Genomic DNA, 11,962 nt, shown 5'->3' with positions numbered 1-11,962 from the left:
CAGAGCTGCTTTCGCATCACCCCGTTGGCATGGCGCGCATTATAGGGAGTTTTTAGCAGCGTGCAATACTCTTTTTAAGAAAACTTGCACTTTTGAGTGCGACAGCCTGAATTTCAATCGAACCGTGCTTTTTTTCAACATTTGCCGCATAATCCTGCAGCAGCAGAGGAAATTGTTATGTCATTAACTTCATATAAAGGTAAAACTCCACAGCTTGCTGAAGGGGTTTATGTGCATCCATCGTCTGTTTTAGTCGGCGATATTCAAATTGGCCTTCATAGTAGTATCTGGCCCTTAGTAGCAGCACGGGGTGATGTAAACATCATCCGTATTGGTGAGCGTACTAATGTGCAGGACGGTTCTGTACTACATGTATCACGCCCAACTACAAAAAAACCAGGCGGTTCTCCTCTTCTTATAGGAGACGATGTCACAGTGGGACATAAAGTGATGTTGCACGGCTGCCAGTTGGGCAATCGTATTCTGGTGGGTATGGGCGCTATAGTGATGGACGACGTGATAGTAGAAGACGATGTCATTATTGGTGCTGGTAGTTTGGTACCACCAGGCAAAAGATTAGAGTCTGGTTATCTCTATGTCGGCAGCCCGGTGAAACAAGCCAGGCTGCTTAATGAAGCGGAACGTAGTTTTCTGACTCAGTCTGCTATTAACTATGTGGTATTAAAAGATGAGTATCTGGCCGAGCCGTTAAGCTGAGCCATCCAGGTGCAATACACCATCTTCATTAAAGCGGTCTGCTTTGGCCGCTTCTTCTATTTGTTCTTCCCAATAAAAGCAGTCTTCTTTTATTTGTTCCAACCAGCTTTGGTTATCCCAGCCTTGTGGCTTCTTTATATAAATACGTAACCGCAAGCCTGCAGCTAGACAACTACAGCTGACTGAATCGGTGTTTTCATCAAAACTGAAGTCATGATTAAAAATCAGTTGCTGATTCATGCTTTCACCATAGCCGTCAGTTGTTGTAGTACTGGCGTGACATCAGGTTTTACGCCACGCCATATCGCAAAACTTTCGGCGGCCTGACTGACTAACATACCTAAACCATCAGCACAAAGCGGCACGCCTTGTTGCTGAGACCAGATCAGAAAAGCGGTCGGCTCTTTGTCATACAACATATCGTAGGCCAAGGTGCAGTGCTTAAGATGTTGTTCTGCTAACGGCGGTCTTTGTTGGTCCAGCCCACTGGAGGTCGCGTTGATCACCAGACTCCATTTTTCAGCTGGCACTTGCTCATAACCTGATGCTGTGACTCTGTGATCAAAAAGTTCAGCTATAACTTCTGCTTTGGCAGCAGTTCTATTGGCTATATGGATATGCTTTGCACCAGCAGCCAATAAAGGCCCGACTACACCACGACAAGCTCCACCAGCACCCAATATCAAAATAGCTGCATCCTGAAGCTGCGCTCCCAGTCGGGTTAAATCAGCGACTAAACCTAAACCATCGGTGTTATCCCCACAGAGCACGCCGGCTTTATCTATATAAAGAGTGTTGACTGCACCCGCCTGCAAAGCACGTTCACTGAGTTGTTCTGCCAACTGATAGGCCTGTTCTTTAAAGGGCACTGTGACATTGCCACCCCGGCCACCAGATGCGACAAAGCTAAACCAGCTGTCGGCAAAGGCGTCGACCGGTGCTAAAATGGCCTCGTAACTCAAAGCTTGTGCGGTTTGTTTGGCAAACCAGCTATGGATTAGCGGCGATTTTGAGTGCCCAACAGGATTTCCAAATACAGCATAACGGTCCACAGGTTCACCATGAAAAAGTTGTTTGACGCGATTTTTAATAAAAGCCAGCCAAATAGCAAGCAACATCCGACTCCGGCAACCACGCCTTACGAGCTGATTGGCGGCGAAGATGCAACACGGCGTCTGGCCAACAGATTCTACGACATTATGTCGACAGCACCGGAAGCCGCACAATTGTATGCTATCCATCCTCTGCCTCTGGATACCATAAGACAAAAGTTTTTTGAGTTTTTATCCGGCTGGTTGGGGGGCCCCTCTTTATTTGAAGAAAAATACGGTCATCCACGTTTGCGGATGCGCCATATGCCTTTTGCTGTGGATCAGCAGATGCGCGATCAGTGGATGTTTTGTATGGATAAAGCTTTGGCTGAGGTAGTAGAAGATAAGTTATTGCGTCAGGGTTTAAGTCATTCACTGGGCCAGCTTGCCAGCCATATGATCAACAGATAATCCCTGACGCCAGCACCTATTGCTGAATACCTAACCAGTCCTGAGGTTGCAGGTAACGCTCGTACAATCTGGCCTCTGCACTACCTGCCTCCGGCTGATAGCCATATTGCCAGCGCACTAAAGGTGGCATCGACATCAGAATAGATTCGGTGCGACCACCGCTTTGCAAGCCAAACAAAGTACCACGGTCAAACACCAGGTTAAATTCGACATAACGGCCACGGCGATACAACTGGAACTGGCGCTCCGCCTCCGAATAAGCTTTGTGTTTATTACGCTGCACTATAGGCAGATAAGCCTTAGTAAAGGCTTCGCCTACTGCAGCCATAAAAGCAAAACTCTGCTCAAAACCCGGCTCATTTAAATCGTCAAAAAACAACCCCCCTACACCACGGGTTTCGTTGCGGTGCTTTAAGTAGAAATATTCATCGCACCATGTTTTGTATTTAGGGTAATAAGCGGCGTCAAACCGATCACAACAGTCTTTGGCCACCTGATGCCAATGCACTACATCGGCTTCCACCGGATAAAAAGGTGTTAAATCAAAACCACCACCAAACCACCAGACCGGCGCTTCCCCTGCTTTTTCGGCAATAAAAAATCGTACATTGGCGTGGCTGGTTGGGATATGAGGATTCAGCGGGTGGATCACTAAAGACACCCCCATAGCTTCAAACTTACGCCCAGCCAGTTCTGGCCGGTGCGCTGTGGCTGAAGCAGGCATCTTATCGCCAAACACATGAGAGAAATTCACGCCCGCCTGCTCAAACACAGCCCCCTGTGTTAAAACACGACTACGGCCACCGCCGCCTTCGGCTCTGTCCCAGCTTTCTTCAACAAAAACTGACACACCATCTGCAGCAGCAAGCTCAGCACAAATGCTGTCCTGCAGTGCCATTAAAAACGCTTTGACCTGATGTTTATCGACGTTTTGCATCTGTTTCTCTCTTCATTCCCAGACGGCTATGCGCCCGCACGGTAAATATGGCCTGTAGTGATATCCCGAATTTCTGATGGCACAGCGCGACCACCTGTTGGCGCGTCGACTATGACAGCCACTTTATCTGCCAATTGCTGCCTGACTTCGGCTGCACTGCGACAAGGTTCCAGACCAGATAAATTCGCGCTGGTGGAGGTAATAGGTTTACCAAAAGCCAGACATAACTGTTGCACCACAGAGTGATCACAAACCCGAATTGCAATGCTATCAAACTGCCCCGTCAGCCAGTCACTGCAACGCGCTGAAGCAGGCACTACCCAGGTCACAGCGGCTTTATCTCTCACACCGGCGCTGTTGCGCCATGAGTCTAACATCAACTGAGTTTGTTCCAAGCTAAGCTGGTCGGCTGCAATATAAGGAATCAATTGGGAAAAGTCTGCAGCTATTAAAATTAAACCCTTGGATTTTGGCCTTTGTTTGACCTGCAACAAAGTTTCAATAGCCAGATGATTATCCGGGTCGCAACCGACACCAAACACAGCTTCGGTTGGATAGGCAATCACCTGACCTTGGCGCAGGGCGGTTACGGCAGATGGAATCTCTGTCACTGTTCTGAGTCCTGTATCTGGGGTTTTTCGTCAAAAATGGTTCTGGTCAAGGCCAGAGTCTTCCCTGAAGCTACAGCTTCAATGACTTTGCGTATATAATAGCGGCCTTATTATGCCAGTTCTTTGCAGCTTTAAGGAAACAACGATGAAAGTAGGTATTATCATGGGGTCCAAATCTGATTGGCCCACAATGAAAAACGCGGCCGATATGTTAGATCGTTTTCAAATTGCCTATGAAACTACCGTTGTTTCAGCTCACAGAACTCCTCAGCTTTTAGCGGATTACGCCACTAATGCCGCAAGCCGTGGTTTAAAAGTCATTATTGCAGGTGCAGGTGGTGCGGCGCATTTACCTGGCATGGCCGCAGCTTTTACCAGCTTGCCGGTATTAGGTGTGCCCGTGCAGTCAAAAGCTTTAAAAGGTTTGGATTCCCTGTTATCCATAGTGCAGATGCCAAAAGGCGTAGCAGTAGGTACCCTGGCTATTGGTGATGCAGGGGCTACCAATGCAGGCTTGTTAGCGGCGCAAATTCTGGCCACTTCTGATGCAGAGCTAATGCGCAAAATTGATGCCTTCCGTAAAGAACAAACCGACTCTGTATTGGCTCATCCGAATCCAGCCGAGGAATAATCAATGAAGGTTCTGGTTTTAGGTGCTGGTCAACTGGCTCGGATGATGAGTCTGGCCGGTACCCCACTGAATTTAAAAGTCTCGGCTTATGATGTAAACAGCGACACTATTGTTGATCCTGTCACTCAGCAACAACTGGGCACAGGTCTGGCTCAGGCTATTGCCAATGCCGATGTGATCACCTCTGAATTTGAACATATCCCTTATCCGGTGCAGGAGCTGTGTCAGCACAGCGGTAAGTTTTTACCCAACAGCACTGCGATCAAAGCAGGTGGCGACCGCCGTCAGGAAAAACAACTGCTGGATAAAGCCGGCGTAGCCAATGCTGCTTATAAAATAGTTGTGACTGAACAGGATTTTTATCAGGCCATTGAGCAACTGGGGTTACCACTGGTGCTAAAAAGCGCGTTAGCCGGTTATGACGGCAAAGGCCAATGGCGCTTAAAAACTCAGGCTGATGCGCCAGCGGTGTGGGCTGACATCCAGCAGTTTATGGCAGGCGCTGATCATACGTTACCTCAGGCCATTGTGGCTGAGCAGTTTGTCCGTTTTGACCGTGAAGTCAGTTTGGTCGGAGCCCGTAATCAGGCTGGCGATATGGTGGTGTATCCTCTGACCGAAAATCATCATGTCTCTGGAGTGCTGGCGGTATCGCTTGCTTTACCGGGCCAACAGCAATTGCAGCAACAAGCCAAGCAGATGTTTGAAGCTGTAGCTTCAGCTTTGGATTATGTCGGCGTATTGGCGCTGGAGTTTTTTCAGGTGGGCGATAAGCTGCTGGTGAACGAGATAGCACCACGGGTGCATAACTCAGGGCATTGGACTCAACAAGGTGCCGACACCTGTCAGTTTGAAAACCATTTACGGGCTGTTTGTGGTTTGCCACTGGGCAGCACGGCTTTAGTGCGTCCAACCTTGATGGTGAATATTCTGGGTGAAGATCATGTCAGCCCGGCGGTATTAAGTTTGCCAAGCTGCCATTTGCACTGGTATGGCAAAGGCAAAAGACCAGGCCGCAAAATGGGCCATATCAATTTAAGCGCCAGCAGCACCAGCGAACTGGCGCAACGTTTTGACTTGTTACGCCAGCACTTACCAGAAGATGAGTTCCCTGAACTGGATGTAGTGGCGGCACGGTTGAAGCAACTGCAATAACACCCTAATGCTGGCAAAGACGTGTCTTTGTCAGCATTAACTGCCCTGTACTTTCTGACATTTCTTACTGGCGCAGAGTAATTTCACCCCAGAAGCCGAAGCTTTTTCCATTAACAGCGGATAATTGCAGAACTGGCATTGTCCTTCAACTGGCTTAAAATTCAGCAGGTATTTGCAATCCGGATATCTGCTACAGCCATAAAAGGCTTTGCCGTATTTACTGGTACGCTCCAGCAACTGGCCCTTTTTGCATTCCGGGCAGGTCACATCACTGGCTTCAGGTTCATCGGCATGCACAATAAAATGGCAATGCGGATAGTTGCTGCAACCAATAAACATACCATAGCGACCATTTTTCACCGCCAGCTCGTTTCCACATTTAGGACAAAGTTGATCCTCTAATACTTTTACCACTGTATTTTCATGGGGATGCAGCGCTTTCAGATAATTACAGGCCGGATAGTTACTGCAGCCTAAAAAAGGCCCGTTTTTGCCAGTTTTAATTTGCAAAGCATGGCCGCACAGAGGACAAGGCTCCGCGGTTTTTTCGTGTTGAAAAAGTGTATCGTCAGACTGGGACATACAAAGGCCATAGAAGAAAAACAGGCCAGATTATATACCCAAAGTAATTGGAGTTGCAGCAAGGCGACAAACGAAAGAGTCCCCATGAGCATAGTGTCCTATGTGATTGGGGTGAAAGAGTGAAGTTAACGCAGCTGCGGCTTCAAGTACGAAGGGTAGAAAAAGGCCGCTTAATGCAGCGGCCCTGTAGGTTCGTCAAAAATAAGGTCTTCCATCTGGGCATAAGCATTTTCACGACCAGGCACATTAAACAGCACCATCAACACCACCCATTTTAAATCGTCCAGACTGACAGAACTCTGATCCAGGTCCATCACTCTGTCCAATACCATCTCGCGGGTGGGCGCATCCAGCACGTTGATTTGTTCCAGAAACAGCAGGAAACCCTGACACTCAGTCTCCAGCTTGCGTTGCTCTTCTGCAGTATAAATACGCACTGCAGTCGAATTCACTTTGGTTAAATAGGGCTTAACATGACTTTCCTGCAAGGCAGATAAAGAATCTAGCCAGCGCAGGGCCTTAAAAATATCATCATCATGGAAACCAGCTTTGCTGAGCTCACGCTGCAGATCGGCATGATTTACATAAATTTCTGACTCGTTGTGGATGTAGTTTTCAAACAAATATATGAGGATATCAAACATAGTCAGCCCCTCCTCACTCTGATGTAACCACCAGGTACTGCTGCCACTTCACCGGCCAATTCCAGTTGAAGCAATTCAATTGAGACTTGCGCTACAGATAAACCACTGCGTTCTGCTATGACATCAATCGCAGTGGCCTCATCACCTACGTTAGCCAACAAGCCGTCGTCAAACAAGCCTGTTTGTAAATTTTTTTCTTTGTCCTTTACAGTACTTAGACTGTTATTTTGCAAAAAGCTCCATTCTTCTATGATATCGGCCACGCAAGTGGTTAATTTAGCACCTTGCTGAATTAACTGATGGCAGCCAGCAGCCTGCGGATTGTAGATAGAACCGGGGATCACAAAAAGCTCCCGACTATACTCCGCGGCATAACCAGCGCTGATCAGAGAACCGCTTTTAAGCGCAGCCTCTACCACCAAAGTTCCTAAACTTAACCCTACTACAATACGGTTGCGCAGCGGGAAATGATCCCCTTTCGGCGGCACATCAGGTAGAAACTCCGAGACCAAAGCGCCGCTGTTGGCAATGTCTGTTGCCAGCTCTTTATGCTGCGCCGGATAAACCGTATCAAAACCATGACCAAGCACAGCTATGGTATTACCCTGTACTGACAAAGCGCCTCTATGACTGCACCCGTCTATGCCTTTAACCATACCGCTGGTGACAGTTAAACCTAAACGACATAAATCGGCAGCAAAGTTAAAGGCCACTTGTTTACCTGTAGCAGTGGGCTGACGACTACCCACTATAGCTATCTGCGCTTCGTTTAATAACGCCGGATTGCCTTTGATAAACAAGGCAAAAGGTGGTTGTTTAATCTGACAGAGTAATTCGGGATAAAGCGGATCTGTGTAACGGATAAAATGGTGATCGGGACTGGCTTGCAGCCATTCCATACAATGTTCAATACACCGTGGCGTAATAGCTCTGTGGCATTGGATTTGGCCTGAAGTAAAACCCAGTTGCTGCAGTTGGTGATCGTCCAGCTGATGAAAATCATCGGCCGAGACCTGTGTCGACCACTGCTGATGTTTTAGCCTGTCCATAGACGGAATAGCAGCTAAACGGATCCAATGCTCGAGGTCATCCATCTTCCTCTCCTTTATCAGAACCTCAGAGATTACCTATCAAATCCCCCACCCGCACCGGTTGCTCTGTGCGTAAAATCATCGCAAAGCTGCTGTGTTCACTGACTTTCACAATCATCAGCTGGCCCACTAATTCAGTTGGCATTTCATCGGCAGAACCTACCACTTCATGCAAAATACGCTGCAGCTTGTCGCTGTCTTCCGGATACGAAGGTTTATCGCCAAAATCAACAACTGCGGGCGACGGACGGAAGATCCCGAGCAGATGACCAGGTTGCAGCCGGGCATTCTGGCCTTGATTCAACAGCACAATTTCGCCTTTGGCAAACTCGCGCCATTCGGATGCACTGTCCACTATCACCCCTGACACCAAAGATTCTGGCGAGCGCAGCTGAAAAAAAACCGGATAGACAGACTGCGACGGCAAAGGTATTAACCGATCCCCCTGTTTTACTTCTCGTCTGGATTTTTGCACTTCAATCCGACTGATGTGCTGTTCGCTCACCATAGCGGGCGGCAAGACTTTAGCTTCTGCCATTAATACCGCTTCGTAACCCAATATATCGCCGCTTTGTGGGTCTTCGTACACCTCACCCTGGCGGTAAATGCCATAACGCAGAGTTTGATCCAGCTCGCCCTGTACATACAGCAGATGACCGGATACAGCGTTTTTTACGTTCTCCTTGCCACCCAGCACATAAGGCAGGCTTTCCAACTGCTCTGCAGATAACAAGTGCTCTTCCGACAGAAAGGGTTCTATGGCTGCAAGCGCCACTGCAGGTATGGCTTTATCAGCCTTTGCTATCCGGCGAACTTTAGGGGTCAATTTGATAGCTGCAGACGTGGTGGAATAGTTTTGAACCTGAGTTGTACCCGCACTACTGACGGCCTCTCTCTGACTATTTAAGCTCAGTATTGGCTGGCCGTCGGCATCAAACTGCAGATGTAGTTCGTCGCCTGGATAAATCAGATGAGGGTTGCTGACTTGTGGATTTAACTTCCATAAACGCGGCCATAACCAGGGATGTTGTAAATACAAACCAGCAATATCCCATAGGGTATCGCCGGATTTCACCAGATATAAGCTGGGGGCGTCAGCCTTAAGTTTCAGCTCGTCAGCCAGCAGCATAGTGCTGAAAAACACAGAAAAGCTGACCAAAAAAGCAAGAAGCTGCTGTCGCATAACCTCATCCCCGTCTGTACTTGTCGTAATTCTTGCATACGACGCTATTCATACTGAGCATAAATGGCTAAAATTAGACCATAGCACAGCCCATTGAACATAGACGATTTTTGTAGGTCCCATGACAGTATTAACAGTTTTACATTATCCAGACGAACGCTTACGCACAGTCGCTCAAGCAGTGCCTGCAGTTACGGCCGAAATTAAACAACTCGTAAAAGACATGCTGGAAACCATGTATGACGAAAATGGCATAGGTTTAGCGGCGACTCAGGTCAATGTGCACAAGCGTGTTGTCGTGATCGATATCTCCGAAAACCGTGATGAACCCATGGTTTTCATTAACCCGGAAATCATTGCCAAAAGTGGTGACACTGAATACGAAGAAGGCTGTTTGTCGGTGCCGCAAAGCTACGCCAAAGTAGAGCGCGCCGCAGCGGTGACAGTCAAAGCGCAAAACGAAAAAGGCGACTGGTTTGAACTTCAGGCTGAAGGTTTACTGGCTATTTGTTTACAGCATGAGTTGGATCATTTAGTCGGCAAGTTGTTTATCGACTATTTATCGCCACTAAAACGTGACCGTATTAAGAAAAAGCTGGAAAAAGAAGCTCGCCTCGCAGCCCGTTAACCAAGCAGGAATTATTTTGACCACTCCTTTACGTATTATTTTTGCGGGCACACCAGACTTTGCTGCCCGCCACCTCGCTGCCCTGTTGGATTCTCCTCATCAGGTGATTGCTGTCTACAGCCAACCCGACAGACCTGCAGGTCGTGGTCATCAGTTGCAACAAAGCCCGGTGAAACAGCTGGCACTGCAACACGATATTCCGGTGTATCAGCCGAAATCATTAAAAAAAGCCGCGGCTCAACAAGAATTAGCTGCCTTAAATGCCGATTTAATGGTGGTGGTGGCTTATGGCTTGATTTTGCCTCAGGCTGTGCTGGATGCACCACGTTTAGGTTGTATCAATGTGCATGGCTCATTATTACCACGCTGGCGCGGTGCTGCGCCTATTCAGCGCGCCATTTGGGCGGGCGATGCAGAATCCGGTGTCACTATTATGCAAATGGATATAGGGCTGGATACAGGCGCTATGCTAAGCAAGGTCAGCACGCCTATAGCTGTTGATGAGACCAGCACCAGCTTATACGATAAGTTGGCTTTAACAGGCCCTGTAGCTTTGGTAGAAGCTTTAGCTAATCTGCAAGCCCTACAGGCCCAGGCTCAGCCACAACAGGATGAGTTAGCCAACTACGCCGAAAAGCTATCCAAAGAAGAAGCCCTGCTCGATTTTACTAAACCAGCAGTAGCGCTTGAGCGCGAAATCCGTGCTTTTAACCCATGGCCCGTTAGCTATCTGCAACTGGGTAACCAACAGCTGAAAATCTGGCGCGCTGTGACTGAGCCTGGCTCAGGCCAGCCAGGCCAGGTGCTGCGGGTGGATAAAAAAGGCATCGCCATTCAAACTTGTGACGGCGTGTTAGTGATCACCGAGTTACAACCTGCAGGCAAAAAAGCCATGAAAGTGGTGGACTTTCTTAATGGCCGCGCCGATTGGTTTCAACCAGGTCAGATCTTGCCCCCTGTTGATGGGCAGAGCTGATGAGTAAAAACTTACGAGCCTTAGCAGCAACAGCCTGTTATCAGGTAGTGGATCAGGGCAAATCTTTATCCGATGTATTGCAAAAAGCGCAGCAGGAACTGGACTCGCCTTTAGATAAAGCTCTGCTGCAGGAAATCTGTTTTGGTGTGATGCGCTATTTGCCGCAACTGGAAACCATCTGTCAGAAGCTGATGGATAAACCCTTGGTGAAACACCTGCGCCCTTTGCAGTTCTTAATCTATGTCGGTTTATATCAGCTGAAATTTTTACGGGTACCGGATCATGCGGCTATAGGCGAAACCGTAGAAGCGGCGCGGGCCTTAAAAGGCCAAAGCCTGACAGGCTTAATTAATGCCGTGTTACGTTCAGTGCAGCGCCAGCCTGAAGTCTTTGATTTCAGCCAAGCCCCTTTGGCAGTGCAGTACAACCACCCGGGCTGGATCATTCAGCAGCTGCAACACGCTTATCCGGAGCAGTGGCAACAAATACTAGCTGAAAACCAGCAAAAAGCGCCGTTATGGCTACGGGTCAATCAGTTACGTACTACACCTGAAGCTTATCTGGCCGCTCTTGCGGAACAAGGCATAGCTGCCAGTCAGCCTTTTGCTTATTTACCTTGCGCACTGTTATTAGAACAAGCTTCTGATGTGACCTTATTACCGGGTTATTCTGACGGCTGGTTTTCAGTACAAGATGGCGCAGCGCAACATGCCGCTTATTTCCTTGGCGCTCGCAATAAAGATTCAGTATTAGACGCCTGTTGCGCTCCTGGTGGCAAAACCTGCCATATTCTGGAGCTTGCACCAGAAGCGGATGTATTAGCGCTGGATAAAGACCCACGCCGTTTAGACAGAGTGTACGACAATCTGGACCGTTTAGGTTTAGATGCCCGAGTGATGGCCGCTGACGCGGCAGACCCGGACGACTGGGCAGGTTTTCAAACCTTTGACCGCATCTTGCTCGACGTGCCATGTTCAGCCACAGGTGTGATACGTCGTCATCCGGATATTCGCTGGTTGCGGAAAAAAACCGACATAGCGCCATTGGTGGAGTTGCAGCAACAGATCCTACGCAAGATCTGGCCTTTATTAAAACCTGGTGCCGAATTGTTGTATGCCACCTGCTCAGTGTTGCCGGAAGAAAACTTACAACAAATTCAGGTCTTTTTAGCAGAGTACCCGGATGCAAAATTAATCCCGCTGGCCGACAGCCACCCGGATTTGCACTGGCAAATTTTGCCAGGCCAGCAGCAGATGGATGGTTTCTTTTATGCCAAACTTCGCAAGACACAGCGCTAACGCAGAG

The 11,962-nt window shown here is 48.4% G+C and carries 15 protein-coding genes; 7 read left to right on the top strand and 8 right to left on the bottom strand.

All coding sequences use genetic code 11. The features are described from left to right. Nucleotides 1-177 precede the first annotated feature (177 nt). Nucleotides 178-717 carry a gamma carbonic anhydrase family protein gene (locus tag WH43_RS07390; protein ID WP_053424000.1) on the top strand — a complete coding sequence of 180 codons (540 nt, stop codon included), beginning with the start codon at nucleotides 178-180 and terminating at the stop codon, nucleotides 715-717. On the opposite strand, the gene WH43_RS07385 is transcribed toward WH43_RS07390, so the two are convergent. After that, entirely contained in the window at nucleotides 709-957 is a 249-nt protein-coding gene (locus WH43_RS07385; RefSeq protein WP_053423997.1) for a hypothetical protein, read from the bottom strand. The genes WH43_RS07390 and WH43_RS07385 overlap by 9 nt on opposite strands. Beyond that, the gene (gene aroE / locus WH43_RS07380; RefSeq protein WP_082335711.1) at nucleotides 954-1,769 is read right to left on the bottom strand and encodes a shikimate dehydrogenase; all 816 of its coding nucleotides are present in this window, start codon (nucleotides 1,767-1,769) and stop codon (nucleotides 954-956) included. Before aroE ends, WH43_RS07385 begins: the two co-directional genes overlap by 4 nt. Nucleotides 1,770-1,778: 9 nt before the next feature. Here aroE and WH43_RS07375 point away from each other — a divergent pair, with 9 nt between their 5' ends. Continuing rightward, the gene (locus tag WH43_RS07375; RefSeq protein ID WP_053423996.1) at nucleotides 1,779-2,219 is read left to right on the top strand and encodes a group II truncated hemoglobin; all 441 of its coding nucleotides are present in this window, start codon (nucleotides 1,779-1,781) and stop codon (nucleotides 2,217-2,219) included. A gap of 16 nt (nucleotides 2,220-2,235) precedes the next feature. On the opposite strand, the gene hemF is transcribed toward WH43_RS07375, so the two are convergent. After that, nucleotides 2,236-3,156: an oxygen-dependent coproporphyrinogen oxidase gene (gene hemF / locus WH43_RS07370; RefSeq protein ID WP_053423995.1), complete on the bottom strand. Its 921-nt coding sequence runs from the start codon at nucleotides 3,154-3,156 to the stop codon at nucleotides 2,236-2,238. A 26-nt stretch (nucleotides 3,157-3,182) separates the two neighbouring features. Further along, entirely contained in the window at nucleotides 3,183-3,767 is a 585-nt protein-coding gene (tsaC, locus tag WH43_RS07365; protein WP_053423994.1) for an L-threonylcarbamoyladenylate synthase type 1 TsaC, read from the bottom strand. A 145-nt stretch (nucleotides 3,768-3,912) separates the two neighbouring features. Here tsaC and purE point away from each other — a divergent pair, with 145 nt between their 5' ends. Together purE and WH43_RS07355 are read left to right on the top strand one after the other, a co-directional pair. Continuing rightward, nucleotides 3,913-4,398 (top strand): 5-(carboxyamino)imidazole ribonucleotide mutase, encoded by a 486-nt coding sequence (gene purE, locus WH43_RS07360; RefSeq protein ID WP_053423993.1) that lies wholly within the window; start codon nucleotides 3,913-3,915, stop codon nucleotides 4,396-4,398. A 3-nt stretch (nucleotides 4,399-4,401) separates the two neighbouring features. Then, nucleotides 4,402-5,553: a 5-(carboxyamino)imidazole ribonucleotide synthase gene (locus tag WH43_RS07355; protein WP_053423992.1), complete on the top strand. Its 1,152-nt coding sequence runs from the start codon at nucleotides 4,402-4,404 to the stop codon at nucleotides 5,551-5,553. Nucleotides 5,554-5,589: 36 nt separating this feature from the next. On the opposite strand, the gene WH43_RS07350 is transcribed toward WH43_RS07355, so the two are convergent. The 4 genes from WH43_RS07350 to WH43_RS07335 all read right to left on the bottom strand — a co-directional run bounded on the left by WH43_RS07350 (nucleotide 5,590) and on the right by WH43_RS07335 (nucleotide 9,053). Then, on the bottom strand, nucleotides 5,590-6,135 hold the full coding sequence (locus WH43_RS07350; protein WP_053423991.1) for a DNA topoisomerase family protein: 546 nt from the start codon (nucleotides 6,133-6,135) through the stop codon (nucleotides 5,590-5,592). A 170-nt stretch (nucleotides 6,136-6,305) separates the two neighbouring features. Continuing rightward, on the bottom strand, nucleotides 6,306-6,779 hold the full coding sequence (locus WH43_RS07345; protein WP_053423990.1) for a DUF494 family protein: 474 nt from the start codon (nucleotides 6,777-6,779) through the stop codon (nucleotides 6,306-6,308). A gap of 2 nt (nucleotides 6,780-6,781) precedes the next feature. Then, complete coding sequence (dprA, locus tag WH43_RS07340; protein WP_053423989.1) at nucleotides 6,782-7,873, bottom strand: DNA-processing protein DprA; 1,092 nt, start codon at nucleotides 7,871-7,873, stop codon at nucleotides 6,782-6,784. 22 nt (nucleotides 7,874-7,895) lie between these two features. Continuing rightward, a complete protein-coding gene (locus WH43_RS07335) occupies nucleotides 7,896-9,053 on the bottom strand; it encodes a LysM peptidoglycan-binding domain-containing protein (RefSeq protein WP_053423988.1) in 1,158 nt (385 codons plus the stop codon). A 121-nt stretch (nucleotides 9,054-9,174) separates the two neighbouring features. Here WH43_RS07335 and def point away from each other — a divergent pair, with 121 nt between their 5' ends. The 3 genes from def to rsmB are packed head-to-tail and all read left to right on the top strand — an operon-like array spanning nucleotide 9,175 to nucleotide 11,955. Further along, the gene (gene def / locus WH43_RS07330; RefSeq protein ID WP_053423987.1) at nucleotides 9,175-9,681 is read left to right on the top strand and encodes a peptide deformylase; all 507 of its coding nucleotides are present in this window, start codon (nucleotides 9,175-9,177) and stop codon (nucleotides 9,679-9,681) included. Between the two features lie 16 nt (nucleotides 9,682-9,697). Beyond that, nucleotides 9,698-10,657, top strand: coding sequence for a methionyl-tRNA formyltransferase (gene fmt, locus WH43_RS07325; protein WP_053423986.1), 960 nt, complete (start codon nucleotides 9,698-9,700; stop codon nucleotides 10,655-10,657). Further along, entirely contained in the window at nucleotides 10,657-11,955 is a 1,299-nt protein-coding gene (gene rsmB / locus WH43_RS07320) for a 16S rRNA (cytosine(967)-C(5))-methyltransferase RsmB (protein ID WP_053423985.1), read from the top strand. The genes fmt and rsmB overlap by 1 nt, the downstream gene beginning before the upstream one ends. The last annotated feature ends 7 nt before the right edge of the window (nucleotides 11,956-11,962 follow it).

The sequence above is a fragment of the Rheinheimera sp. KL1 genome (assembly GCF_001275035.1).
In the GTDB taxonomy this organism is placed as follows: Bacteria; Pseudomonadota; Gammaproteobacteria; order Enterobacterales; family Alteromonadaceae; genus Pararheinheimera; species Pararheinheimera tangshanensis.
The sequence above is the reverse complement of the archived record's forward strand: the minus strand, read 5'-3'. Positions and strand labels throughout refer to the sequence as shown.

Coding starts and splice junctions, on each gene's coding strand:
- WH43_RS07375 (WP_053423996.1), top strand. CDS start 1,779: ATGAAAAAGTTGTTTGACGCGATTTTTAATAAAAGCCAGCCAAATAGC.
- purE (WP_053423993.1), top strand. CDS start 3,913: ATGAAAGTAGGTATTATCATGGGGTCCAAATCTGATTGGCCCACAATG.
- hemF (WP_053423995.1), bottom strand. CDS start 3,156: ATGCAAAACGTCGATAAACATCAGGTCAAAGCGTTTTTAATGGCACTG.
- def (WP_053423987.1), top strand. CDS start 9,175: ATGACAGTATTAACAGTTTTACATTATCCAGACGAACGCTTACGCACA.
- WH43_RS07355 (WP_053423992.1), top strand. CDS start 4,402: ATGAAGGTTCTGGTTTTAGGTGCTGGTCAACTGGCTCGGATGATGAGT.
- dprA (WP_053423989.1), bottom strand. CDS start 7,873: ATGGATGACCTCGAGCATTGGATCCGTTTAGCTGCTATTCCGTCTATG.
- WH43_RS07385 (WP_053423997.1), bottom strand. CDS start 957: ATGAATCAGCAACTGATTTTTAATCATGACTTCAGTTTTGATGAAAAC.
- WH43_RS07350 (WP_053423991.1), bottom strand. CDS start 6,135: ATGTCCCAGTCTGACGATACACTTTTTCAACACGAAAAAACCGCGGAG.
- rsmB (WP_053423985.1), top strand. CDS start 10,657: ATGAGTAAAAACTTACGAGCCTTAGCAGCAACAGCCTGTTATCAGGTA.
- WH43_RS07345 (WP_053423990.1), bottom strand. CDS start 6,779: ATGTTTGATATCCTCATATATTTGTTTGAAAACTACATCCACAACGAG.
- WH43_RS07390 (WP_053424000.1), top strand. CDS start 178: ATGTCATTAACTTCATATAAAGGTAAAACTCCACAGCTTGCTGAAGGG.
- WH43_RS07335 (WP_053423988.1), bottom strand. CDS start 9,053: ATGCGACAGCAGCTTCTTGCTTTTTTGGTCAGCTTTTCTGTGTTTTTC.